Here is a 25,702-nt window from a genome sequence, read left to right as displayed (position 1 = left end):
CGGACATTTTGCCCTTGCGGTCTTATGTCCTGTTGCCAAGTGATGCGCTAGTTAGACAGGGCAATTTTCCAATGACCGCTTTCGATGATCTCCACTTTGACGAGCATCAAAGTTGTGGTTTCAAAGGGGCAGCGTATGCGGCGGCATGCAGCACGATGCAACAATTGCTTGATTCTGTCCGTCCGCGCCATAGAATAAAAAATTGGGCATTTAAAGACTCGGAGCCGTGATGCACCGCCGGCATACCATCAACATGCTGCTTTCCATGCTGCCCTGCAATTTGCAGGCATCCTCATCGGTCGGTGGCTAGTCGTGACCACTGCCTCGTTCCGTTTCTACGCAGAACTGAACAATTTTCTTGTGCCATCGCAAAGGCAACGTCTTTGCAGCCATCCATGTTCACGCGACGCTAGCGTCAAACACATGATCGAGGCGCTGGGGGTGCCGCATACCGAGGTCGAACTGATTCTTGTGGATGGCGTATCCGTCGATTTTTCATACCGCGTCGATGACGGCGAATTGATCAGTGTCTATCCCTGTTTCAACGAGATAGACATATCACCGCTGGTTCGACTGCGGCCGCGACAATCCGGCATCAACCGCTTTATCGCCGATGCGCATCTCGGACAGCTCGCGCGCAATCTGCGCATGCTGGGGTTCGATGTCCTGTACCGCAACGACTATAGCGATGCCGAGGTGGCCCGCATCGCGGCGGATGACGGACGGATTGTGCTGACACGCGACCGCGACCTGTTGATTCGCAAGGAAATCGTGTATGGCTGTTACCTTCATGCCATCAATGGCGACGAGCAATTGTCGGAAGTGCTCGTCCGCTTCGATCTTGCGCGCTCTGCACAGGCTTTCAGCCGCTGCCTGAACTGCAATGGCATTTTGCAAACCGTCGCGAAAAGGGATGTCGAGCATCGCGTACCGCTGCATAGCAGGCTGGTGTACGACCGGTTCTATGAATGCCAGGGCTGCGCGCACGTGTATTGGGAAGGCTCGCATGTGGTACGCATGCGTCAGCGTGTGGCGGAAATGCTGGGCAGTGCCGGCGTGGCGGACAGATAAATCCGATGCTGTCGTGTGTCTGCGTGGGCAAAGCAGGATGCAGTGATTGCCTTTGCCGAATCGCGATTAATGCAGCCGCAGATTTTCTTCCGATCGCAGCAGTTTGCCAAACTTATCCGCCGGCATGGGTTCGCTGAAATAGAAGCCCTGCACGCTGTCACAGGCATGCTCGCGCAGAAACTCGAACTGTTGCCGCGTTTCCGTGCCTTCTGCGATGACGCTGCATTCCATGCTATGTGCAAGGCTGATGATGGCCTTGGTAATGGCCGAATCGCTGTGGCTCGATGGTAATGCCTGCACAAACGACTGATCGATCTTGACTGCGCGTATTGGAAACTGCTTGAGATACGAGAGTGAAGAATAGCCGGCGCCGAAGTCGTCGATCGCGACGCTGACGCCCAGTTGTTGCAAGTTCTTTAGCACTTGGACAGCCTTGTCGGGCTCGGCCATCACGGCGGTCTCGGTAATTTCCAGTTCGAGATAGCACGCTTCCAGCCCGGTCTCTTCCAGGATGGCCGAAATATTATCGATCAGCCTGTCATCGACCAATTGCCGCACGGACAGATTGACGGCTACCTTCAGACGTGCAGAACCGGATACCTGCCATGCGCGGTTCTGGGCGCAGGCCGTGCGCATCGCCCAATAACCGATTGAATGAATCAGGCCGGTATCTTCAGCCAGCGGAATGAAGCGCTGCGGCGGCACGTCACCCAAGGTGGGATGCCGCCAGCGCAACAAGGCTTCCATACCGCTGATGCGGTTGCTCAGGATATCGACCTTGGGCTGATAATGGATGGAGAGCTGATGGTTTTCAATCGCGCCGCTGAGAGCAGACTCCAGTGCCAGTCTTTCCTGTGCATCCCGGTTCATCGCGGGCGAATAATAGCGGTAGCTGTTGCGGCCGACTTCCTTGGCACGGTACATCGCCTTGTCTGCATGCTTGATCAGGGTATCGGCATTGCTGCCATCGGTCGGAAAGCTGCTGATGCCGATGCTGGTGCTGATGCGCAAGGGTTCCCGCCCGCCGTCGAACGGCCGGCGGAATGCGGCAAGGACTTTTTCGGCAATGATGCCGCCGCGATGCGGCTCGTCGATGTTTTCGACCAGGACGACGAATTCATCGCCGCCCAGGCGTGCGACCGTGTCGGATTCACGCAAGGTGCCCTGCAATCGTTGCGCGGCTTCCCTCAACACCAAGTCGCCGACGGCATGCCCCAGCGTATCGTTGATCATCTTGAACCGGTCCAGGTCCAGGAACAGCACTTCCAGCGAGCGCCCGGGCCGCTCTGCGATGGTCAGCGCATGCTCCAGCCGCTGGTAAAACAGCACGCGGTTCGGCAAACCCGTGAGCGAGTCGTAATGCGCGAGATAAGCCATCTGTTCCTGGGTGCGCTTGCGGTCGGTGATGTCGCGAATGACATACATCGATGCGAATTTTCCGAGATGCATGAAGGCGGAAGAACAGATCTCGACATCGACTTTTGTGCCGTCGAGCCGGACAACGGTGTTTTCCAGCGCGGGAAGCACGTCGCCTTGTTCCAGCAATCGTGTCCGTTCGCGTACCAGTTCATGAAATTGCGGTTCGATAAAGCGAAACAGCGAATGTCCGACGATGTCGTCGATGCGCGTGGCGCCAACCAGCGTGATTGCGGCGCGATTGGCAAGCACCAGCGTGCCGTCCTGCTGTGCCAGGATGGCATCGGGTGACAATTCCACGACGGTACGGTAACGCTCCTCCGCTTCGCGCAGCGATTGTTCCGCAGCCTTGGCGTCGGTGATGTCTTGCGCCGTACCCAACAGTCTCAGCAGTTTTCCATCCGGCGCAAGGATAGACCGTATATGGGCGGCCACTGTTCGGATTTCTCCGTTCGGCAGTACGACGCGATGCTCCAGAAAGAAAGACTGGCCGGGCTCGCGGCATTGGTCCATTGCTATCGTGAGAGCCGGAAGATCGTCTTTGTGCACGAATTGCCGAAAGCTTTCGGGATTCGCCTGATATAACGTGTTATCGACGCCGAGTATGCGATACAGCTCGTCGGACCAGGTAATCGTGCTCGTCTGTATCTCCCAGTTCCAGCTGCCCACTTGCGCCAAATGCTGTGCATCGGCTAGTTCGCGTTCCCGTGCGGCGAGCGCCCGCTCTATCCGCTTGCGCGCCTCGATATCCTTGACGAGCGCCTTGGTACGCTCGGCCACCCGTTGCTCCAGCTTGTCGCGCTCGCTGCGCAATTCGCGCTGTGCAAACTGGTTGCGATAGATCAGGCTCGCAAGCGCCAGCCCGGTGGTTCCCAGCACACCCACATACACCATCAACAAAGTCAGCGACGTATGGAAGCTGCCGTCTCCATACGAAAAGGGACCGGTGTCGCGGGCGGTGTTCCATACCGCGATGCTGCAGATGACGGCAGTCGTCCAGTTGACCGCGGAAAAATTGAAGCGGAACGCGGCCCACAACAAAAAAGGAATCGGCAGATAGGCGATCGGCAGAGTTCCCAGCGTACCGCCGAATGCAATCTGCGCCGTGACCAGCAAGGAGATGGAAAAAGCAAGCGCTTCAGTGATTCTGGCTTGCGCCCATCGAACACCGGCAAACGGATTCCACGCCAGTAGCAGCGGAACGCCGACAATCATGCCGGTGGCGTCGCCCAGCCACCACGTCACCCACTGCACGCCTGGCATACTCGGCGTGCGGCCGTAGGCAAGCGCAAGCGCAGCCGTGCCGAACGCGGCACCGAGCATTGCGCAGACCAGGGCGATGCCGACAAAGCGAAAGACCGGTCCGCGCAGGATCAAACCCGCTTCGGCCTGATAGAACCGCCGCACAAGCCAAGCCGCCGTACAAGCCTCGAGTACGCTGCCCATGCCGATCAGTGCCGCCGAATACCAAGGCAGCCTGGTAGTGAGCAGACTCAACAGCGCTCCAAGAAAAATCGCTGGTGCGATCCAGGGACCGCGCTTGAGCACCGCAAATACACCCAGGGCTGCAGGAGGCCATAAGGGACTTACCGTACCCGGCAGCATGCCAAGCCCGGTTGACAGTTGACAGCTCAGATAATAGAGAGCAGTAAGCAAACCGAAGGCGGCGAGATAGGTCGTGCCGTCCGCCAATCGATTCCAGCGAGACCGATTACCCGTGTAATTTTTCAGAATGCTCATCAGCTCCATCTCAAGCCTTCCAGTGGAGAAGCCATGAAGAGTGCAGCTGAGCAGGGAGCGCAGCAGCTATGGACTCGTATTGGCATAAGCTTGCAACTTATGCCAATACGAATCCTATGCATCCACTATGCCATCGCGGCAGTGGTGCTTTTTGAAACTGCTCAAGCCAATGGCCCCCGTATTGAACATAGGACTTCGTTGCTGACGCACGGTTCCAGTGCATCGGCGCCGCGCGTCCCGTCGCGGACAGTCATCGAGCCGGGGGCTGCAGCAACCTCATGGAGCCTCAGAGATTGCAGCTTTGTCGGGGATGCAGAATTTGTAATATAGAAAAGGCAAGTATTTTGATATTGGTCAAACCCGTGCGTTATAGTTTCTACTTGGAAAAAGTTATCGATATTCAACGCATCTCGATAGCAAAAATGCACTGTTTGTCCCTTTGTCGATATGAACAAATTCTTACCCCGCCGGGTAATCGCCGGCAGTGTCTTGCTGGTTCTGGCAATTGCCGCCATCGCCGCCGAGGAGTCGGATGCAATTGGGCGATTTGAAATCACCCGTTATGAAGTCACCGGCAACACGCTGCTCGATCCTTCGACAATTGATACGTTGTTAATCCCATTTACCGGCAAGGCGCGCAATTTCGGCGATGTGCAGCGCGCGCTGGAAACATTGGAAGCGGCTTATCACGCACTGGGATATAACGTCGTGCAGGTCGCCTTGCCCGAACAGGTGCTGAAACAAGGCGAGGTGCGCTTGCACGTCATTCAGACCAGGCTCGGCAAGGTACGTGTGGAAGGCAACAAGGCATTTGACGATGCCAATATCCGCCGCAGCGTGCCCGGCCTGCGCGAAGGCGAATCGCCCAATATCGCTCAGATCTCGTCCAGCCTGAAACTGGCCAACGAAAATCCGGCGAAGAAAACCACCCTGCAATTGCAAAGCGGCGATCGTGACGATGAAGTCAATGCAGTACTCAAGGTCGAGGATGACAAACCCTGGCGCATCGCTGCCACGCTGGACAATAGCGGTAACAAGTCGACCGGCGAAACGCAGCTGGCAACCCAGTTTCAGTATGCCAATGTGGCCGGCACCGATCAGGTCCTGAGCCTGCAATACACCACCACGCTGGAACGTCCCAGCCAGGTCAGCGTGTATGGCGTCGGCTATCACGTTCCGCTGTATGCGCTGGGCGACTCCATCGACCTGTTTGCCAGTTATTCCGATGTCGATTCCGGCTCGGTACTGGCCGGTATCTTCAATCTGCAGGTCAGCGGCCGCGGCACCGTGATGGGTGCGCGCTACAACCAGAATCTGCGACGCGCGGGCAACTATGAATCGCGCATCGTCTATGGCCTGGATTACAAGGATTACAAGAACAATGTCGCATTGAGCGGCGTACAGCTGGGCAACGATGTCACCGTTCATCCGTTGAGCATCGCCTATGGCGGCAACTGGAGCGACGGTCGGAGCGAAATGGTCTTCAGCCTTACCGGCATGCGTAATATTCCCGGTGGTGATCGCGGCGGCAGCGCGGATTTTGCAAGGCTGCGCGCGGGTGCGCCGGCCGCCTATTCCATCCTGCGTTACAACGCCGGCTACGCCCGTTCGCTGAGCAACGACTGGCAGGTAAAGGTAGCGCTGTCGGGACAGTACACCAGGGATGCGCTGGTGCCGGGTGAACAATTCGGTGCGGGCGGCGCCGGTACCGTGCGCGGCTTTCATGAGCGCGATGTCTCCAATGATGAGGGCCGGTTGATCAGCGCGGAACTGTACACGCCGAATTTGTGCGGAAGCATCCAGTCAGTGGCAACGCAATGCCGTGCGCTCGCTTTTTACGATGCGGCGCACCTCAGCCGCAACAATGCACTGCCGGGAGAAGATGCCAAGGCGTCGATTGGCAGTATCGGGCTCGGCTTCCGCCTTGGCATGAGCAAGCACCTCACGATGCAGATGGATTACGGCCATGTGGTCGATGGCGGCGTGACACAGATAAAAGGCGATGGCCGGTTGCACATCCGGCTTGGGCTGACGTATTAAGCAAGTAAGGAAGCAGGGTAGAACCATGAAGAACAATGCCACTTTCCATGACCGGGTACGGGAACCGCGATCGGCTGCACTGCGGCGCAGGCTGCTGCCGCTGCTGGTCGCAGGCTGTTTCGCTCCGGCTTCCATTGTTGCCAATCCGGTCGGTCCGCAGGTCGTCAATGGCCAGGCCAGCTTCGCGGCGCAAGGCAATGTGCTGTCGATTACCAACACGCCGGGCGCGATCATCAACTGGCAATCGTTCTCCATCAATCCCGGCGAAGTCACCCGCTTCCTTCAGCAGAACCCCAATAGCAGCGTGCTCAATCGCATCGTCGGCCAGGATCCTTCGCAAATCCTGGGCGCATTGCAATCGAACGGACGCGTGTTCCTGGTCAATCCCAACGGCATCCTGTTCGGCCAGGGCGCGCAGGTCGATGTCAACGGGCTGGTGGCATCAACGCTCAATATCAGCAACGAGGATTTCATCGCGGGCCGCATGCAGTTCAAGGCGGGCGACAAGGCGGCCGCGCTGAAGAACCAGGGTGCAATCACAACACCGGCTGGCGGAAAGGTGTACCTGATCGCACCGAATATCGACAACAGCGGCATCATCACCTCCCCGCAAGGCGAAGTGCTGCTGGCCGCGGGCCATACGGTGCAACTGATTGACTCGCTCGATCCGAACCTGCAGGTCGTGCTGTCGGCCCCGTCGGATGAAGCGCTCAACCTCGGGCAGGTCATTGCGCAGGGCGGCCGTACCGGCATCTATGGCGCACTGGTCAGGCAGCGCGGTGTCGTCAATGCCAACAGTGCGGTGGTCGGTGAAAACGGCAAGGTAGTGTTCAAGGCCAGCGGCGACGCCATACTGGAAGCAGGCAGCCGCACGAGTGCGACAGGCACCGGCAAGGGCGGCGAGGTGCTGGTCCTGGGCGAACGCGTAGGGATGGCCGACGGCGCGCAAATCGATGCGAGCGGCCGCACCGGTGGCGGTACGGTCCTGGTCGGAGGCGACTACCAGGGCAAGAACACGTCCATTCGCAATGCTAGCCGTACGTTTTTTGGTCAGGGCGCCGAGATCAAAGCCGATGCGCTCGATAATGGCAACGGCGGCAAAGTCATTGTGTGGGCCGATGATACGGCGCGCGCATACGGTTCCATCTCTGCGCGCGGCGGCCAGCAGGGCGGCGACGGCGGATTGGTCGAAACCTCGGGCAAAACGAATCTGGAATACCGCGCCAAGGTGGATGTCGCCGCGCCAGCGGGCAGAAACGGCACATTGCTGCTGGACCCGGCGGTGATCACCATCGCCGGCGGCAGCAACGATGGCGCAGCCGATGGCAACAGCACATTCCAGGGAACGACCACGTCGGGAACTATCAATTTTGCAGACGCGGGGCCGACCACGATTTACCAGTCCGAACTGCAAGGATTGAATCCGGGCACGAACATCGTGCTCGAAGCCAGCGATTTGATCACCACCTCCGGCAGCTTCTCGAACCTGGTGACACTGCCGAGCAATGCCAATCTGACGATGAGGACCAGAAATGCATCGACTGACGGTACCGGCAGCATAGGTATCGACCTCGTCGGCAGTTCCGACGGTCCCAACCTTGAATTCAAGACCCAGGGCACCGGTACGATCACGATGCAAACCGGTACCGGGACGTCACCTCAGTCTGCACTCATTACGGTCGGAAAACTCACCACGGGCGGTGGCGCGATCTCGCTGAATGGCACCGGTTCCGTGGTCCTGCGCGCCGCAACCACGACGCCGGCCAGCGGCAATGGGGGCGACATTTCGATTACCTCCGGCGGATTCATGACACTGGGAGGCGGTCATATCGACGCGCGCGCAGGCGGCCCGGGAACGGACGGCACGGTCACGCTGACGTCCGGCGGCGCAATCAACATGCAGGCTGGTAAATACATCTATGCGCGCAACCTGAAAATGTCGTCCGCCGGCGCGATCGGAGACGGCAGCGGCGGCGCGATGGAGACCGGCGTCGCGTTTCTCAACGTAAGAAATACCGCAGCCAGTGGCGACATCAATATCAGCAATACCGCATTGAGCAAGGATCTTGCCATTGATGCGCAGGGAACCACCTATGGCATCGCGCAGGGCGCCAGCGGAGGCAAGGTAAAGATCAAGAACGCGGCGGGCAAACTGCTGACCGTCTCGGCATCGGTCTCGACCACCAATGCCGGCACGATCGCATTGGCGGCCGACAAGATGGCCATCAATGCGGCGGTCAATGCTTCCAACGGCGCAGGCCGCGTCGAGCTTGTTCCTGTCACCGGCGACACCGCCATCGATGTCGCCTCATCGGATGTTGCGGATGGAACGGCGAAGCTTGAACTGAGCATTGCTGAGTTGAACAAGGTCAGCGCAGGCACCTTGCTCATCGGCGATATGGCCAGCGGCTCGCTCACCATCAAGAATGCGATGATGGGAGGAGCCGGCGGCGCATTGCAAAATGTGAGTACGGCATTAAGCCTGAAATCCGGCGGGGTAATCACCCAGGACGGCGGCGCTACCATCGAAGGCGGCTCGTCGGTGCAGGCGACCGGCGCAGCGGTCACGCTAATGGAATCGAATGGCACCGGCGTCATCGCGGGCGTGGCAAACAGCGGGGATTTCAAGTACACCTCGTATAACGGTATCAACGTCAATACCATCGACGGCGTCACCGGCATTACCACGCCGAGCGCAAACCTTATCCAGCTGAAGTCGACGCATGCAACGGCCGGCATCGGCCAGGCTGCCCTGGCGAAGATTACCGGCGGCGAGCTGAATCTTGAAACGCCGGGACCCGTCACACTCAACGAAACCGGCAATAGCGTCACGAAGGTGGTGGCTGCGCTTAACCCGCTAGGCAATGGTACCGGCGGGTTGTCGATGTCCAACGGACGGGCGGCCGGTTGGGAAATCGGCGCGATCACTACCAAGAACAAGGCGGTGACCATCAGTTCGACAGCCGGCACCGCCACGGTCAGCGGCGCCATCAATGCCGGTACCGGCGCGGTCACGCTGTCCGCGCCCAGCCTGGAGATTGCATCGTCGACCAATATCACCGGAGGCGAAGTGTCGCTTACGGCAAACAGCACCGACGGCACCGGCACGGTTACCCAGGGCTCAGGCGGAAGCGTGACCGGTTCCACCAACCTCAAGGTGGTTGCCGATAAGATGGACTTTGGCGGCACCATGATCGGCGGGTCGGTGGGTAATGGAGGGCAAGTCAACCTGCACACCAATACTTCCGGTCGTGCCCTGGAAATCGCCGGCGCGACTGCGAACCCCGGCGCATTGAGTCTGACCCAGGCAAATCTCAACGCGATCAACCCCGCTGCCAGCGGAGTGACCGCCGGCTCGATCAATTTCACGGCATCCGGCGGCGCCATACAGTTCAAGGGGAATTACGCCAGCCCCGGTGGCATGTACACCAACATGTTTGGCGGTTCCATCGGACAGGATGCGCTCACGGTCATCTCCGGCTATCTGCATGCCGTCGTTACCGGCAACATCGACCTGACCCAGACGAACGCCATCAGCAAGCTGGGGTCGTCGTTCAATTCATCCGGTACGACGAGTTCTGTCAAGGTCAAGACCAGCGTCGCCAGTCTGCAACTGATGGGTGCCATATCGGCGGGTTCCGGCGGGATAGACATCAGCAACATCGGCGGAAGCATCCTTGCGGCCAACGCGCAGGTCAGTTCGACGGGTGGCGTGGTAAAGCTGAGCGCCTCGGGCGACATGACCATTACGGCCAGTGCCGGGGATGCCTATGTCAAGGCGACTGGCGGCGCAGAGCTGACGGTAGGCGGCGATCTAACGTTCAACAACTCGGGCGGCTACAAGTCGTATGCAGCATCGCTGTCGTCGGCACCGCTCAAGCTGACTTTCAACAATGCCACCGGCAAGGTGTTTTACGGCACCTCGCATGCCAGCACGACCACCTCCGGCGACAATGGCTTCTTCACCGGCGGTGTGCCTGGATCGGGCGGAACTGCTGCGGTGTCCGGCACCAGTCTAATCGTGGCGGGCGGCAATCCTGGAACACTGACGACTACGCAAACACCAACCAATCCACCCTCTGCACCGCCACCGCCACCGCCCGATCCGACGCTCGATCAGTGCGTGGCAAATCCTTCGCAGGCGGGTTGCAACACGGTATTGCCGACGCTTAGCCAATGTACTACTGCACCGACAACCGCAGGATGCAGCGTGGTTTTACCGACGGTAAGTCAGTGTACGACTGCGCCGACCACAGCCGGTTGCAGTGCCGTATTGCCGACGCTAAGTCAATGCACGACCGCACCGACGACTGCCGGTTGCAGCGTTGTACTGCCGACGCTGAGCCAATGCACGACCGCGCCGATGACTGCCGGTTGCAGTGTTGTACTGCCGACGCTGAGCCAATGCACGACCGCGCCGATGACTGCCGGTTGCAGCGTTGTACTGCCGACGCTGAGCCAATGCACGACCGCGCCGATGACTGCGGGTTGCAGCGTTGTACTGCCGACGCTAAGCCAATGCACGATTGCACCGACGACAGCAGGCTGCAGTGTCGTGTTGCCGACGCTAAGCCAATGCACGACCGCGCCGACGACAGCAGGCTGCAGTGTCGTGTTGCCGACGCTAAGCCAATGCACGGCTGCACCGACGACTGCCGGTTGCAGCGTTGTATTGCCGACGCTAAGCCAATGCACGGCTGCACCGACGACTGCCGGTTGCAGCGTTGTACTGCCGACGTTAAGCCAATGCACGACCGCGCCGATGACTGCCGGTTGCAGTGTCGTATTGCCGACGCTAAGCCAATGCACGGCTGCACCGATGACTGCCGGTTGCAGTGTCGTATTGCCGACGCTAAGCCGGTGCACGGCTGCGCCGACGACTGTGGGTTGCAGCGTCGTGTTGCCGACGCTAAGCCGGTGCACCACCGCGCCGACGACGGCCGGTTGCAGTGCCGTACTGCCGACGCTAAGCCAGTGCATCGCATCATCAGGCATTGCAGGTTGCAGCGCTGTACTTCCGACCGTGGCGGCGTGCACCAGCTTGCCATCCGCGGAGGGCTGCAGTGTTGTGTTGCCGACGCTAAGCCAGTGCACCAGCGCTCCGGCGACCGCCGGTTGCTCCGTAGTATTGCCGGCGCTGGCCGCCTGCAGCAGCGATCCGAATCTTTCAGGCTGCGGTGCAGTGCTGCCTACCATCGCGCAGTGCTCAGCCACACCGACACGGGAAGGCTGCTCGACCGTTGTGCCGATCGCCAACAAGTGCACGACCAATCCTTCGGCCGAAGGATGCAGTACGGTTTTACCGATGGTTCCACCGACCCAGCGCAATACCCTGGCAGAGACGATTGCATCGACGTCGAACACCATCGTCACCACAACCGTGTCGACCACCATATCGAACACGGTGACATCGAGCGAATCGTCGAGCACGGCGCCGCAGACACAGGCCGTCAAAGGATCCGGTTCGGGTGGCAGCAAGTCCGAGAGCAAGGATGAAGCCAAGGACGACAAGAAGAATACCGGCAGCCAGCAAGACAATGGAGTAAAGAAAAATGAGATTGCAAAGAAGCTTTACTGCAACTAAGTCCCTGGTCTTCCTCGGCACGCTGTGCGCGGCGACCTTTGCGTACGCGGCCCAGGTCGCGGGCACGGTCACGAATCTCAGCGGCCCGCTGCTGGCAAAGAAGCCGGACGGCACGGTCAAGGTGCTGTCGGCCAAATCCCAGGTGGAAGAGGGCGATACGCTGATCACCGAAAAAGATACCTACGCGCGGATCAAGTTTGTTGATAACAGCGAGATCACGCTGCGGCCCGGAACGCAGATGAAAATCGACAGTTTTTCATTCGACGAGGAAAAGCCTGAAAACGACAGCGCCACCTTCAATCTGGTCAAGGGCGGACTGCGCGCGATTACCGGCACGCTGGGCAAACGCAACAAGGAACGTTTCGGCATGAATACGCCGACCGCGACCATCGGCATCCGCGGTACGATCTTCGTCGCGGAATACATTCCGCCTGCGCAGCCCGACCTTGCTGCCTATGCGGCCGCCAGCGTGGCGTCGGTTGGCAGCTATTCGAACGCCTTGCCGGTCAGCGACGCGCCGGCCGGCGGTTTGCCGCTTGCGGTTCTTCCGATGCGTGAGACCGGTTCCCTGCTGCTGGCTCAGGCTCCGGACGGCGGACGTGCGCCTGGATTGTATGTGCAGGTACTGGATGGCGTGATCCACTTGAGCAATCGCGGCGGCAGTCAGTCTTTTTCGGCGGGGCAGTTCGGTTTCTCCCCCAGCCGTTTACTTCCGCCGGTGCTGTTGCCCAACAACCCGGGCATCCGGTTCTCGCCGCCGCCGGCATTCTCTTCATCGACAGGGCCGCAGACAGGCAGTGGCGGCAATCTGACCAATAGCAGCAACGTGGATTGCGAGGTCAGATGAAGTGGAATTTTGCTAGGGTTGCGCCTGGATGGCATCCAGGCGCAACCCTAGTGTAGTGTTTCACTCATGTTGAGACATAAAAGTACGTCCTTCACGCCGACTCTTCGTTGCAAATCCTCGCAATAGCTCGCTATTGCTGCGGTGTGCGCCTCGATTCGCCGCGAAATCCATCACTTTTATAAGTCTCAATCTACGTGAAACACTACACTAGCGCGGATTACTTGATGCAAACCGCGCGCACTTGCTTGATATCGGTAATGCCCGACAAGACCTTTTCTATGCCATCCATCTTCAGCGTCAGCATGCCGTCTTCCAGCGCCGTCGCCAGCATGACCGCGACGCGGCTGTGTTCCTGGATCAGCCGCTTGAGGCGATCGGTGCCTATCATGAGTTCATGCAGGCCGACACGCCCCTTGTAACCGTTGCTGCATTGGTCGCAGCCTGTTGCCTTGTATAGCTTGAACTTGCCGTTGGTATCGGCATAGTTCTTTGCCCAGTTTTTCAGCACGCCTTGCTGACCGGCCTGGGCATCCTTGAAGGCGTCGGTATTGCGCAATTCTTCGCAATACTCGGCCAGCAGCAGCTGCAGTTCTTCCGCGTTCGGCTCATATGCCTGCTTGCAGTTGATACACAGGCGCTTGGCGAGACGCTGGGCCAGCACGCCGAGCAGCGCATCGGCAAAATTGAATGGATCCATGCCCATGTCCAGCAGGCGGACGATCGATTCGGGCGCGCTGTTGGTGTGCAGTGTCGCAAACACCAGATGACCGGTCAGCGAGGCTTCAATACCCATGCTGACCGTTTCCTTGTCGCGCATTTCGCCGACCATGATGACATCCGGATCGGCGCGCAGGAAAGCGCGCATCGCGGTGGCAAAGTCGAGGCCGCTCTTGCGGTTGACCTGCACCTGGCGCAAGCCTTTCTGGGTAATCTCCACCGGGTCTTCCGCGGTCCAGATCTTGGTTTCCGGTGTATTCAGGTGATGAAGCACCGAGTGCAGCGTCGTGGTCTTGCCCGAGCCGGTCGGCCCACAGACGAAAAACAGGCCGTAGGGCTTGCTGACCGCGGCGCGCAGGCGCTCCAGGTTGTGCGGCAGCACACCCAGCTTGTCGAGCGGAATCGGATCGCCGGCAGCAAGAATGCGCATCACGATGTCTTCGACGCCGCCAGCCGACGGAATGGTCGCGACCCGCAGTTCGATATCGAGCGGGCCGAATTTCTTGAACTTGATTTTGCCGTCCTGCGGCTTGCGCCGTTCGGAAATATCCAGATCGCACATGATCTTGATACGGGCCGAAATCGCATTGCGATAGCTGGACGGAATTTCGATATACGGTTCCAGCGATCCGTCCTTGCGAAAACGGATCACGGTTTTTTCCTTGCCCGGTCGTGGCTCGATATGGATATCCGATGCGCCCTGGCGATAGGCGTCGACGATGACCTTGTTGACCAGCTTGACCAGTTCGTTTTCGGCGGCGGCCGACAGGTCGGCTTCCGACAATTCGACGCCATCATCTTCATCGCCGCCATCCATGCCGGACAACAGGTCGCCGACCGATGCGAGATCGCCTTCGGCGTCGAAGAACAGGTCTGCCGTCTGCCTGAATTCGCGATTGGTCGTCACGCGATAGCTCAGGCGAGCCTTGGGAAATACGTTATTGATCACGCGCGCATTGCGCACATGTTCGGGATCGATGGCGAGCACGACCACGCCCTCGGCACCTTCCTCGATCGGCACCCATTGGCTTTGCTCGACGAATTCGCGCTTGAGGTTCTTGAGCAGTTCCACCGGCTTGGTGCGGTCCGCCTTGAACGGTTCATAGGCGACGCCGAAGAACTTTGCCAACGCCTGACCGATCATCGGTCCCGTGACCTGGAATTCCTTGATCAGGATTTCTTCAATGTCGTCGCTCTTGCGGCGTGCCGAACGGGTGGCCAGTTCCAGCTCCGCCGCCGACAGCACGGCTTCGGATACCAGCGCGCTGTATTTGGAGCGGATCAGCGGGGCGGGTTTCAGGCGCTGGGTATAGGCGATGGCAAGGGTTTTGCACAGTTCCTTGATGCCTTCTTCCGCGACGGACGAAAATGCTTCGCCGGTACGGTTGTTGATCAGCTGTATTGCGCCTAGCAGCGTATTGGTCTGCTCGTCGATCAGCGGGGCCACTAGCATTTGCTTGGTGCGGTAGCCGGTATGCTGGTCGACGCCGCGTTGAAAATGCAGGTCCGGCGAATGCGATTTCAGTTCGCTGTCGTCATAGACGTCGCGCAGATTGATCACGCGTCGCGAGAGGGCGGCATAGCCGGCAATGCTTTGCGGCGACAGCGGAAGCTGGAAATCCTTGAACGAATTCAGGCCGGTTTTGACCCGCGACACGATGCAGGTCTTGTCATCACTCATTGCATACAGCGTCAGCCGGTCGCAATCGAACAGATCGCACAGATCCTGCGACAGGTCGAGCATGATCTCGTCCAGGTTACTTGTGGCATGGATCTTGTTTGTGACTGCCTGCAGCTTCTTGAAAAAATGGAGGCGGACATTGACATCGTCCGCCAGTCCCGCTTTGGGTGTTCCTAGAACCGCGCTCATGTGGTCCCGTTCTTCAAATATGTTTCAAAATGGACAAGGATTTCCCTATCGTCGAAGACGCATGCGTCTTGCGACATGCACATGTTGGCGTTTTGGCATGTTCATGTGGGCGAAACAGGGGATAGGCCTCTACGTAGTGCGGGGTGCCGATGACGAAGCGTGCATCAGCCAGACCGATATCCACGTCATTATGAATGACGTTGCGTAAATGTATCAGCGGAGCAAGCATAATTTTTCACGCCTCGTCCGGTGCGACGAAAAAGCCGCAACCGCGCTGATTCAGTCTACAATCATTCAAAAAAGCAAAGGGGGCGGTACATGAGGATGCTTTCGGCGGTGCGCAAGGGTCCGGGTGAATTCGCCTGGACCGCGGAAACACCGCACATACCATTCCGCCCGGACGTGCCGGGCATTGCGCAATGAAGCTTCAAGTACTCGGATGTGCAGGCGGCATCGGTGGCCGTGAAAGGTTCACCACCAGTCTGCTCGTCGACGACACCATCCTGCTGGACGCCGGCACGGGATTGACCAGGCTTGGCGTCGAACAGCTGGCGCGCATCGACCACGTATTCATCACCCATTGCCACCTCGATCATGTGGCTGGCCTCGCCTTGCTGGTCGATGCCGTGCAGGGCAAGCGCAGCGCGCCGATCACCGTGCATGCGACCGAAAAGATCATTTCCTCGCTCAAGCAGCATCTGTTCAACTGGGTATTGTGGCCCGATTTCGCGGCGATTCCCGATACCGAACATCCGGCGCTGCGCTGGAAGACCGTCGCGCACGGCGCCACCGTCGAACTCGACGGAAGACGCCTCACTTCGCATCCGGTCAACCATACCGTGGGTTCCGCGGCCTATCTCGTACAGAATGGCCGCTCAGGCTTTTTGTTTACCGGCGACATGGCATCCACCCCGGAGCTTTGGACCGCGATGCGGCTGGAAACCAAGCTCTCGAAAGTCATCGTGGATTGTTCGTTTGCCAACGCCGATCGGGAACTGGCGGCCAAGTCGATGCACTTTTGCCCCGGTTCGCTGATCGAGGACCTCCATGCGATGGATGACCGCATCGAATTTCTGATCTATCACCTCAAACCCGGCCAGGAAGACCTGATCATGCAGGAACTGAAAGCCGGCGGCGGCGGGCGGCCGTTCCGCGCACTCAAGTGCGGAGACGTGTTCGAATTCTGAAGCGCCGCACGCATCGCGACCACATGCGCAGCAACGGCAAGGCGAAACAAACGTACCGGCAGCAAACCGACAATGAGTGACCCCAGCTATACCGACATCGCCCTCAGACTAGAACGGCTCACCGAGCTGAGCGTCGAGTTGAGCACGAACCACGACATTGCACTGCTGCAGGAACGCATCCTGAAAGCGGCCAAGAGCATGACCCATGCGGACGGTGGCACGCTGTACCGCACCAGCGCCGACCGGAAAAGCCTGAGCTTCCATATCTCGATCAACGATTCCCTTGGCATGTACCAGGGCGGCACCAGCGGACACAAGGTCGACATTCCGGACATACCCTTGCTAACCGCCAGCGGCAGCAAGAACCTTGGCGCGGTGGCAGCCTATGCCGCCAACACTGGCATCTCGGTCAACATCCAGGATGTGTACCAGGTCGATGTGTTCAATTTTTCCGGTATGCGGAAATTCGACCAGCAATACAACTACCATTCGCAATCCTTTCTCACGGTGCCGATGCTCGACCATGAGGACGAGGTGATCGGCGTGCTGCAGCTGATCAACGCGAAAGATCCTGCCACCGGCGCGACACGCGCATTCACCGATACCGATCAGCGCTTCATCGAGGCATTGGCGTCGCAGGCCGCCATTGCGATCACCAACTCGCAATTGATTGCACGCCTGGAAAACCTGTTCGAATCCTTCGTCAAACTGATCAACATCGGCATCGATGAGAAATCGCCGCATACGGGCCGTCATTGCGAGCACGTGCCCGCGCTGACGATGATGCTGGCCGATGCCGTGCACAATACCGAGCAAGGTGTATTCGCGGATTTCCAGATGACGAAGCGCGACCGCAAACAGTTATGGATTGCCGGCCTGTTGCACGACTGCGGCAAGATCACGACGCCGGTGCATGTGGTGGAAAAAGCCACCAAACTCGAAACCATTTTCGATCGTATCCATTTGCTCGATACCCGTTTCGAAGTGCTCAAGCGCGATGCCGAAATCCGCGCGCTCAAGGAAAAGCTGAGCTACGGCAGCGACACGCGCCACCACGATGAAATCAATCGCCGCTTGAGCAGCGAACTGGCCACGATCGATAACGACCGCAACTTTTTGCGGCATGCCAATATCGGCACGGAAAGCATGTCCGCCGACGATCAAAAGCGGGTGATCGATATTGCGCGCCGCTATACCTGGAGCGGTCCCGATGGCGAGGAACGCGATTTGCTCGACGATGAAGAAGTCGGCAATCTCAACATCCGCGCCGGTACGCTGAATTCGCAGGAGCGCGAGATCATCAACAACCACATCGGGGTCACGATCCGCATGCTGGAGTCATTGCCATGGCCCAAGCATTTGCAGAACGTGCCGGAATACGCGGGCGGCCATCATGAACGCATGGATGGCCAGGGGTATCCGCGCGGCTTACGCGGCGACCAGATGTCGGTGCAGTCGCGCATGATGGCGATTGCCGACATCTTCGAAGCACTGACCGCCAAGGACAGGCCATACAAGAAAGGCAAGAGCCTGTCGGAATCGCTGCACATTCTCGGCGGCTTCCGCCTGCGCAATCACATCGATCCCGATTTGTTCGATGTTTTCATCCGCAAGAAGGTGTATCTCGATTATGCGCGACGCTTCATGGACCCGGCGCAGATCGACCATGTGGACGAAAGCAGGATTCCCGGTTATGTGCCGTAACAGCGGGCGTAGCATGCCGTCGCAAGCACGCGGAGCCTAGGCATGCGACGGCATCTGTTCCGGTACGGCATACGCTGGGCAGTGGCGCTTGGGCTTACACTGCTTGCCGCAGCAGAAGTGTTGCACTACCTGCCCACGACCCTGGTCGATCGCTTGGATGTGTTCGCTTACGACATGCGGCTGCGCCTGCAAAAGGGTGAACTCGACCCGCGCATCGTGATCGTTGATATCGATGAAAAGAGCCTGGCCGAAGTCGGACGCTGGCCCTGGAGCCGCGATACCGTCGCCAAGCTGATCGATCGGCTGGACCAGAAGTATCACGCCCGCACGATCGCCTTCGACGTGATCTTTTCCGAGCCCGATACCAGTTCCGGTTACGGCACGCTGGAGGCGCTGGCGAAAAACGAACTCAAGGATGTCGACGGTTTCAGCCAACGCATCCGCGCGCTCAAGCCGCGTTTCGATTATGACGGCAAGATGGCCGATGCATTGCAGAACCGGCCCACCATACTCGGCTATTACCTGTCAAACGAGTCCAGCGCAGTTAGCAAGGGTTTGTTGCCGCCTCCAGTCTTTACCGCGCAGCACCTGAAGGGCAGGGAAATCGAATCGCCGACGTATATCGCCTATAGCGGCAACCTCGAGGTATTGCAGCGCGCAGCGAAGGCCGGCGGCTTCATGAATCCGACGCCGGATTCCGACGGCACGATACGGCGCCTGCCGCTGCTTGCTCGCGTCGGCGACAACTACTATGAATCGCTGGCCTTGGCGACCGCGCGCGTGGGTTTGGGCGCCAGCGTCATCCGGCCGGTGTTCTTTTCCGGCATGGACACACTGTTCTCCGACGACATCAGCCAGCAGTACGGCGCGCTGAAGGCGATACGGATGAACAGCAAGCCGCAGACGACCTTCGTGCCGCTGGAGCGCAATCTCACCGCGCTGGTGAATTTTCGCGGTCCCGGCGGTCCTCAGGGCGGGCAGTATCGCTATGTGTCGGCGGTCGATGTCTTGCGCGGCACGGTGCCGATGGACCATCTTGGCGATACCATCGTGCTGGTCGGCACGACGTCGGCGGGATTGAAGGACCTGCGTTCCGCGCCGGTCAATATCGATTATCCTGGTGTGGAATTGCACGCCAATATCATTGCCTCCATCCTGGATGGTAACTTCAAGCAAAGACCGGATTTCAGCTTCGCGATCGAGTTGCTGCATGTGGCGGTCATCGGGCTCGTCCTCGGCCTGCTGCTGCCGGTGCTGACTCCGGCGATGTCCATCCTGGTCTCGCTCGGCCTGGCCGCCGCGGTGGCGGCATTGAATTTCGTGATGTACCAGACCCTGCACTGGGTGGTGCCGTTCGCGGTATCGCTGCTGCTGGTAGGTGCCTTGTTCGTATTCAATCTGGCATGGGGCTATCTGTTCGAATATCGCAAGGGCAGGGCGATGGTCAACCTGTTCGGCGAATATGTCGCGCCTGAACTGGTGGCGGAAATGGCGGCCAACCCGGAAAGCTACAGCATGGACGGCGAGAGTCGCGAGCTGACCGTGCTGTTCTGCGACGTGCGCGGTTTCACGACGATTTCCGAAGGACTCGATCCGAATGCACTGCGCGAGTACATCAACCTTTACCTGACTGCGATGTCCGAAGACATACGCGGCAATCGCGGCACACTCGACAAATACATCGGCGATGCGGTGATGGCGTTCTGGGGCGCACCGGTGCTGCTGCCCGATCATGCCGAACGCGCGGTCGCCACTTCATTGCAGATGCAGCGCACCGCACAGCGCCTGAACCAGGAATTCATCGCGCGCAATTGGCCGCCATTGAAAATCGGTATCGGCCTCAACAGCGGTGAAATGCGGGTTGGCGACATGGGCTCGAAAATCCGGCGCGCCTATACGGTGATGGGCGACGCGGTCAACCTGTCGTCGCGGCTCGAAGGCATTACCAAGGTGTATGGCGTCGGCGTCGCGGTCGGCGCCGCGACCCGCGCGGCTGCGCCGGCGTATGCGTATCGCGAACTGGATCGCGTACGCGTCAAGGGCAAGAATGAACCGGTGCCGATCTACGAGCCGATCGCGTTGGATGCCGAGCTTGACGATGCGCAGCGTGCGGAATTGCAGCAATGGCACGCTGCGCTGGACATGGTGCGTCTGCAGCAATGGGATGTTGCCGAACGCAGCCTGCAGCAGTTACAGGAGCGCCATCCGCAACGCGGACTCTATCAACTGTATCTGGAGCGGATTGCCCATTACCGCGTTCACCCTCCCGGCGAGGGCTGGGATGGCGTTACGACCTTCGAGACGAAGTAATTCTCGTCGCTCCGGTGGATCTGGGTGATTCCATGCGTCAACGCCGCGCGGCGGATGATCCGCCGAACATGATTGGTACTAATGCCAAGCCCCGCCCGCAGGCCGGTCACGATACAACTTGTTGCATTGATTACTTACCGATACTGGAGTCGGGGCGCGCATTCGCGTTTAATGGATTCATTCCAATCCTGCCCCATGAAGGTATGTCATGAACGCCTACTCCACCAGACTAATCGCCCTGTCGCTCGCTGCCGGACTGCTGGCCGGCTGCGCCAGTCCCGGTTATCCGCCAATCGCTTCGCAGCCTTATCCGGCCCCTGCGCCCGCAGGCTCTTATCCTACCGGTTCTTATCCCACCGGTACCTATCCGGCAAGCTCGCCTTCGTATGCCTACAGCTACGGTGTGGTCGACTCCATTCAGATGCGTCAGGCCGCGGCGGCCTCCGGCAATGGCATTGGTGTCGGTACGGTGGTGGGCGGCGTCGTGGGCGGCATGCTCGGCAATCAGGTCGGCGGCGGGACTGGCCGCAAGGCTGCGACTGTCGCCGGCGTGATTGGCGGTGCGATGGTCGGCAACCAGATGGAACGCAATAACCAGCAGGTCCGTGACGCATTTCAGATCGGGGTGCGCATGGATAACGGCAGTTATCGCACCATCTTGCAGGACAGTGCGGCGGACCTGTATGTCGGCAGCCGCGTACGCGTCGAGAACGATCGGGTATACCGTCAGTAGGTGCGTCGTAGCTTAGGTTGCCATCCGCGCATCAATCAATCGGCGTTGTAATTGCCGCGCACATCACTTTGCGTACCCCCGGACTGTTCCATTGCATGACGGCAGGCGGCCAGCAGGCCGTTTGCCGCATTGGCATAGCTATAGTCATTCGCCATGGCGACACTCTGGCGTGAAAAGCGCGCCCACAATGCAGCCTGCGAGAGCAGGTTCGCCGCCGCGTCGCTCCATGTTTCCAGTTCAAGTTCCTCGACATAGCCGTTATGGCCATGTACCACCAGCTCGCCCGCGACACCTGCATGCGGCGATACCAGCACCGGCACGCCGGCGGCACAGGCTTCATTGGCGACTACACCCCATGGATCCCAGCTCGATGGAAAAAGAAAGACCTTGGCCGACTGGTATACGCCAGGCAAATCCTTGTGTGCGACAAAACCGCTGAATCGCGCATCGACCAGGTCGCCATGCTGACGCGCAAGCGCACGCAATTCCGCGTCCTGCGATCCGGCGCCGACGAAAACAATGCTGACCTGCCGTTGCAGTTTGCGCGCACAGGCAAGGGCAACCTCAAAGGCAAACAGCGGATTCTTGACTGCTTCGATGCGCCCGCAGAACAGGAAATCCAGGTCGCGCGGCGTGTCCGGCGATGCTGCGAATTCCGCGTTATCGATGCATAGGCAGGAATGAAAACAGGCGGCATCGTCGGCACCATAACTGCGATGCAGGCGCTTGCCGCCCTGGCTGGCGGAAACGAATGCGGCGGTACGCGAATAAACGATGCGGCGCACCGCCTTATGCCATCTGCCGAGGTCGCGCTCCGAGCGGTCTGTACCGTCGGTCATCGCGATATGCGGCCTGCGCGCCACCAGCGCATAAGCGAATGCATACAGATGGGTGGGATTGAAGCCGCCGGTGATGACGACATCGGGCAAAAATTTATGCAAGGCTTTCACTACACCGGGATTGTTATGAATATAGCGATCACGCACCGTAATGAAGTGTTCGTGCAGGAATTCGTGTCCGAAGTCGAGCATAGGAATATCCCACATCCGGTTAGGCTCGCGGCGAGTGCAAAACAGTACCTGCAATGTGACGCCCGGCGTACGATCGAGTGCACGGAAGAACGGCACGCGGTACGGAGGTAGTTCATTGGAAACCAGGGAAATACGCAGCATCGAAGACCGACCTGTCGGTTATTGTTTGTCGTCATGTGGAGATGAATGCGCGGCGCAGCTTGAAAGACCGTAACAAGCCATATCGTCCGCAGCCACGTTCGGTTTTGATGTGAGTGCGTTTGTTCCTTATTGTTCAGTGCAAGATCGCCACGGCCAAAAAAATATCAACTCTAAAGCTTCGTTGCGATGCGGTACGGAAATGGCGTTTTGCGACAGGGAGGTAGTCCCAATCAATACATGCATGATCGGCGGGATTGCCTCGCAATTCTGGACAATAACGCCGCATAAAAGCACTAAATCGTTCCAAAGAGTAATTTTCCCCGCAAACCCGCAGCCAGCAGCCATTTCTTTTGTTAGAATCTGCTCCTTTTCTGAAAGGAACGTGATGAACAAAACTGAACTGGTAGATGCCATTGCAGCAGAATGCGATCTCTCGAAAACCGCTGCGCAGCGCGCACTGGACTCGGTCATCAGCAATATCGTCAAGGCTGTTGCAGAAGGCAAAACCGTGCAACTGGTTGGCTTCGGCAGCTTCGGCAGCGGCACTCGTGCAGAACGCACCGGCCGTAATCCGCGTACCGGCGAAGAAATCAAGATCGCCGCAGCAAAGACTGTCAAGTTCTCCGCAGGCAAAGCATTCAAGGATGCCGTCAACGGCTAATCCGTCAGGGAAGGATAGCCTCAGCTCTGGCGATCCTTCCCGACCCACTAGTCCAAGGCCATACGCGTCCGGCACGCGACGCAAGCAGCACCGTTATTTCCAGCGCCCTCGTGGGCTTGACTGACCATAACCGGTCAGTGCAATCAACACCGCTTCCCCATAGCCTTCTTCGGTGCGCAGTCGTCGCGCCAGTTCATATCCATCCTTATCCGGCGATCCTATGTCGAGCAGGGATGCCTTATGGCAGCAGTATCGACAACTCTTGCGCGCCGCGCAGCAATGCCGGAAGAAATTCTTCGCGCATTTTCTTGGCGCTGACGCGAGTCGCCTGCGCCCCGATGTTTAGCGCGGCAATCACGTTGCCGGAGGCGCCGTGCACCGGTACGGCGATCGACCGCAAGCCGATTTCCAGTTCTTCTTCCACCAGCGCATAACCGCTGAGCTTGACCTTGGCAAGAATCTCCCTGATGCGCGCTTCCGATACTACCGTCTTGTCGGTGAAGGCCTTGAGCTCGACGCGGGCAAAGTAAGCATTCAACGCATCGTCGGATAAATGCGCAAGCAGCACACGGCCAAGCGAAGTGCAATAGGCGGGCAGGCGGCTGCCGGTATTCAGCGCGACCGACATGATGCGGGCCGTGGCCGAGCGCGATACGTATAGCACCTCGGTTTCATCGAACATCGCAAGCGAACAGGATTCGTTGAGTGTACGGCTGATCGCATTCAGGCATGGCTGGGCCGATACCGTCAATGGCGTCGATGACAGATAGGAATAACCGAGCGTGAGGATCTTGGGCTTGAGCGAAAAATTATTCGCTTCCGAGTCGACGTAGCCGAGCTGCCGCAACGTATGCAGGCAGCGCCTGACTGCCGCGCGCGGAATCCCGGTGCGATGACTGATCTGTGCAATGGTCAGGCTGCGGCGCTGGTCGCTGAACGCACGGATCACGGCAAGGCCTCGTGCCAGCGATGTCATGAAGCTGGGATCGGTCAGCGCGTCGATTTCCTCCGCGATGGTTAATGGTTTCTTTACTGCCGGTGCGCCGTCCTCGGCTGCTGCACTATTGGATCTGGCCATGCCACTGTACCTTCGATATGGATGCGTTTGCTTGCTGAATGGATTAATTTAATTGCATGACGACGCCCGCAGACGTCGCCGGATACCGTTCGGCCACCGAACACATTTGCCAAAGCTGCCTTGACGATGCCGGAATGCGGTAGATAAACTGCATCATTGTTCTATAAACAGACATTAGTGCGTTTATCGAACAAAGTCAACGCAAGCCGCTTATCCTTGTTTTCATCCGTGCTTTCATCCGTTCCCAAGAGAACCAACGTGATCAATAAAATTTGCACTTCCCTGCAAGCCGCCGTCAGCGATATACATGACGGCGCCACCGTGATGATTGGCGGCTTCGGCAATGCAGGCATGCCCTCCGCGCTGATTGATGCCTTGCTGGAACAGGGCGCGCGCGATCTGACCATCGTCAACAACAATGCAGGCAACGGCGAAACCGGCCTCGCTGCCTTGCTCAAGGCTCGACGCGTGCGCAAGATCATTTGCTCCTTCCCGCGCCAGGTCGATTCGCAGGTATTCGATGCGCTGTATCGTGCCGGCGACATCGAACTTGAATTGACGCCGCAGGGCAATCTCGCCGAACGCATCCGCGCGGCCGGTGCCGGCATCGGCGGTTTCTTTTCTCCCACCGGTTATGGGACGCAGCTTGCCGAAGGCAAGGAAACCCGCGTCATCGACGGTCGCAACTATGTATTCGAAACCCCGATCCATGCAGACTTCGCACTGATCAAGGCGCTGCGCGGCGACCGCTGGGGCAATCTGGTGTACCGCAAGGCTGCGCGCAACTTCGGCCCTGTCATGGCGATGGCTGCAAAGTGCACGATTGCCCAAGTGGCCGAAGTGGTCGAACTGGGCGAACTCGATCCGGAAGCGATCATCACCCCCGGCATCTTTGTGCAACGCGTGGTTCAGGAAGGAAAAACCGCATGAAACGACTTACCCGCGATCAGATCGCCGCGCGCGTGGCGAAAGATATTCCCGAAGGCACTTATGTCAATCTCGGCATCGGCTTGCCGACCATGGTGGGCAATCACTTGCCGAAAGAACGAGAGATTTTCCTGCACAGTGAAAACGGCTTGTTGGGCATGGGGCCGGCGCCTGCCGCCGGCGAAGAAGACGAAGACCTGATCAACGCCGGCAAGCAGCCGGTGACGCTGCTGACCGGGGGCGCCTATTTTCATCATGCCGATTCCTTCGCGATGATGCGCGGAGGCCATCTCGATATCTGCGTGCTCGGTGCCTTTCAGGTATCGGCCAGGGGCGATCTGGCGAACTGGCATACCGGCGCGCCGGATGCCATTCCCGCGGTGGGCGGGGCGATGGATCTCGCGGTCGGCGCCAAGCAGGTATTCGTGATGATGGAACACCAGACCAAGAGCGGCGAAAGCAAGATCGTCGCCGAATGCACCTATCCCCTGACTGGCATAGCCTGCGTGAACCGCATCTTTACCGACCTCGCCGTGATCGACGTGACGCCGCAAGGCCTGGTCGTGCGCGAAATGATCGACGACATGTCGTTCGATGAATTGCAGCGCATCACTGGTGTGCCGCTGACGTATATCCCCAATTGAA

General features: G+C 58.9%; 15 protein-coding genes. 11 read left to right on the top strand and 4 right to left on the bottom strand.

The genetic code is table 11. The features are described 5' to 3' along the window. Positions 1-312 precede the first annotated feature (312 nt). Entirely contained in the window at positions 313-1,071 is a 759-nt protein-coding gene (locus D3871_RS12380; RefSeq protein ID WP_119769167.1) for a Mut7-C RNAse domain-containing protein, read from the top strand. Positions 1,072-1,137: 66 nt separating this feature from the next. On the opposite strand, the gene D3871_RS12375 is transcribed toward D3871_RS12380, so the two are convergent. Further along, positions 1,138-4,227 carry a bifunctional diguanylate cyclase/phosphodiesterase gene (locus D3871_RS12375; protein WP_158597927.1) on the bottom strand — a complete coding sequence of 1,030 codons (3,090 nt, stop codon included), beginning with the start codon at positions 4,225-4,227 and terminating at the stop codon, positions 1,138-1,140. A 447-nt stretch (positions 4,228-4,674) separates the two neighbouring features. On the opposite strand from D3871_RS12375, the gene D3871_RS12365 reads away from it, so the two are divergent. Genes D3871_RS12365 through D3871_RS12355 form a run of 3 tightly spaced genes read left to right on the top strand, consistent with a single transcriptional unit; the run spans position 4,675 to position 12,698 of the window. Further along, on the top strand, positions 4,675-6,267 hold the full coding sequence (locus D3871_RS12365) for a ShlB/FhaC/HecB family hemolysin secretion/activation protein (protein WP_119769164.1): 1,593 nt from the start codon (positions 4,675-4,677) through the stop codon (positions 6,265-6,267). Positions 6,268-6,292: 25 nt separating this feature from the next. Next, positions 6,293-11,851, top strand: a complete 5,559-nt coding sequence (locus D3871_RS12360) for a two-partner secretion domain-containing protein (RefSeq protein WP_119769163.1) — start codon at positions 6,293-6,295, stop codon at positions 11,849-11,851. Next, entirely contained in the window at positions 11,820-12,698 is an 879-nt protein-coding gene (locus D3871_RS12355; protein ID WP_119769162.1) for a FecR family protein, read from the top strand. Before D3871_RS12360 ends, D3871_RS12355 begins: the two co-directional genes overlap by 32 nt. 217 nt (positions 12,699-12,915) lie before the next feature. On the opposite strand, the gene D3871_RS12350 is transcribed toward D3871_RS12355, so the two are convergent. Continuing rightward, entirely contained in the window at positions 12,916-15,285 is a 2,370-nt protein-coding gene (locus D3871_RS12350; RefSeq protein ID WP_119769161.1) for a GspE/PulE family protein, read from the bottom strand. A 419-nt stretch (positions 15,286-15,704) separates the two neighbouring features. Here D3871_RS12350 and D3871_RS12345 point away from each other — a divergent pair, with 419 nt between their 5' ends. From D3871_RS12345 to D3871_RS12330, 4 genes are all read left to right on the top strand, one after another. Beyond that, positions 15,705-16,472: a 3',5'-cyclic-nucleotide phosphodiesterase gene (locus tag D3871_RS12345; protein ID WP_119769160.1), complete on the top strand. Its 768-nt coding sequence runs from the start codon at positions 15,705-15,707 to the stop codon at positions 16,470-16,472. A gap of 72 nt (positions 16,473-16,544) precedes the next feature. Beyond that, positions 16,545-18,176 (top strand): GAF and HD-GYP domain-containing protein, encoded by a 1,632-nt coding sequence (locus tag D3871_RS12340; protein ID WP_119769159.1) that lies wholly within the window; start codon positions 16,545-16,547, stop codon positions 18,174-18,176. A 42-nt stretch (positions 18,177-18,218) separates the two neighbouring features. Beyond that, the gene (locus D3871_RS12335; RefSeq protein WP_119769158.1) at positions 18,219-20,486 is read left to right on the top strand and encodes a CHASE2 domain-containing protein; all 2,268 of its coding nucleotides are present in this window, start codon (positions 18,219-18,221) and stop codon (positions 20,484-20,486) included. 208 nt (positions 20,487-20,694) lie between these two features. Beyond that, positions 20,695-21,219 (top strand): outer membrane lipoprotein, encoded by a 525-nt coding sequence (locus D3871_RS12330; RefSeq protein WP_119769157.1) that lies wholly within the window; start codon positions 20,695-20,697, stop codon positions 21,217-21,219. Between the two features lie 35 nt (positions 21,220-21,254). Here the strand turns inward: D3871_RS12330 and D3871_RS12325 are convergent, their stop codons facing one another. Then, positions 21,255-22,391, bottom strand: a complete 1,137-nt coding sequence (locus D3871_RS12325) for a glycosyltransferase family 4 protein (protein ID WP_119769156.1) — start codon at positions 22,389-22,391, stop codon at positions 21,255-21,257. A 385-nt stretch (positions 22,392-22,776) separates the two neighbouring features. Here D3871_RS12325 and D3871_RS12320 point away from each other — a divergent pair, with 385 nt between their 5' ends. After that, a complete protein-coding gene (locus tag D3871_RS12320) occupies positions 22,777-23,052 on the top strand; it encodes an HU family DNA-binding protein (RefSeq protein ID WP_119769155.1) in 276 nt (91 codons plus the stop codon). A gap of 238 nt (positions 23,053-23,290) precedes the next feature. On the opposite strand, the gene D3871_RS12315 is transcribed toward D3871_RS12320, so the two are convergent. Continuing rightward, entirely contained in the window at positions 23,291-24,130 is an 840-nt protein-coding gene (locus tag D3871_RS12315) for an IclR family transcriptional regulator domain-containing protein (RefSeq protein ID WP_119769154.1), read from the bottom strand. Between the two features lie 258 nt (positions 24,131-24,388). Here D3871_RS12315 and D3871_RS12310 point away from each other — a divergent pair, with 258 nt between their 5' ends. Both D3871_RS12310 and D3871_RS12305 read left to right on the top strand, forming a co-directional pair. After that, a complete protein-coding gene (locus tag D3871_RS12310) occupies positions 24,389-25,060 on the top strand; it encodes a 3-oxoacid CoA-transferase subunit A (RefSeq protein WP_119769153.1) in 672 nt (223 codons plus the stop codon). Continuing rightward, a complete protein-coding gene (locus D3871_RS12305) occupies positions 25,057-25,701 on the top strand; it encodes a CoA transferase subunit B (RefSeq protein ID WP_119769152.1) in 645 nt (214 codons plus the stop codon). Before D3871_RS12310 ends, D3871_RS12305 begins: the two co-directional genes overlap by 4 nt. Position 25,702: the final 1 nt, after the last annotated feature.

This window comes from Noviherbaspirillum saxi (genome assembly GCF_003591035.1).
In the GTDB taxonomy this organism is placed as follows: domain Bacteria; phylum Pseudomonadota; class Gammaproteobacteria; order Burkholderiales; family Burkholderiaceae_D; genus Noviherbaspirillum; species Noviherbaspirillum saxi.
This window is presented reverse-complemented; position numbering and strand designations above follow the sequence as displayed.

Bases quoted from the DNA above. Each gene is read 5' to 3' on its own strand.
- D3871_RS12325 (WP_119769156.1), bottom strand. From the start codon at position 22,391: ATGCTGCGTATTTCCCTGGTTTCCAATGAACTACCTCCGTACCGCGTG.
- D3871_RS12360 (WP_119769163.1), top strand. From the start codon at position 6,293: ATGAAGAACAATGCCACTTTCCATGACCGGGTACGGGAACCGCGATCG.
- D3871_RS12305 (WP_119769152.1), top strand. From the start codon at position 25,057: ATGAAACGACTTACCCGCGATCAGATCGCCGCGCGCGTGGCGAAAGAT.
- D3871_RS12315 (WP_119769154.1), bottom strand. From the start codon at position 24,130: ATGGCCAGATCCAATAGTGCAGCAGCCGAGGACGGCGCACCGGCAGTA.
- D3871_RS12365 (WP_119769164.1), top strand. From the start codon at position 4,675: ATGAACAAATTCTTACCCCGCCGGGTAATCGCCGGCAGTGTCTTGCTG.
- D3871_RS12375 (WP_158597927.1), bottom strand. From the start codon at position 4,227: ATGAGCATTCTGAAAAATTACACGGGTAATCGGTCTCGCTGGAATCGA.
- D3871_RS12355 (WP_119769162.1), top strand. From the start codon at position 11,820: ATGAGATTGCAAAGAAGCTTTACTGCAACTAAGTCCCTGGTCTTCCTC.
- D3871_RS12345 (WP_119769160.1), top strand. From the start codon at position 15,705: ATGAAGCTTCAAGTACTCGGATGTGCAGGCGGCATCGGTGGCCGTGAA.
- D3871_RS12350 (WP_119769161.1), bottom strand. From the start codon at position 15,285: ATGAGCGCGGTTCTAGGAACACCCAAAGCGGGACTGGCGGACGATGTC.
- D3871_RS12330 (WP_119769157.1), top strand. From the start codon at position 20,695: ATGAACGCCTACTCCACCAGACTAATCGCCCTGTCGCTCGCTGCCGGA.
- D3871_RS12320 (WP_119769155.1), top strand. From the start codon at position 22,777: ATGAACAAAACTGAACTGGTAGATGCCATTGCAGCAGAATGCGATCTC.
- D3871_RS12340 (WP_119769159.1), top strand. From the start codon at position 16,545: ATGAGTGACCCCAGCTATACCGACATCGCCCTCAGACTAGAACGGCTC.
- D3871_RS12335 (WP_119769158.1), top strand. From the start codon at position 18,219: ATGCGACGGCATCTGTTCCGGTACGGCATACGCTGGGCAGTGGCGCTT.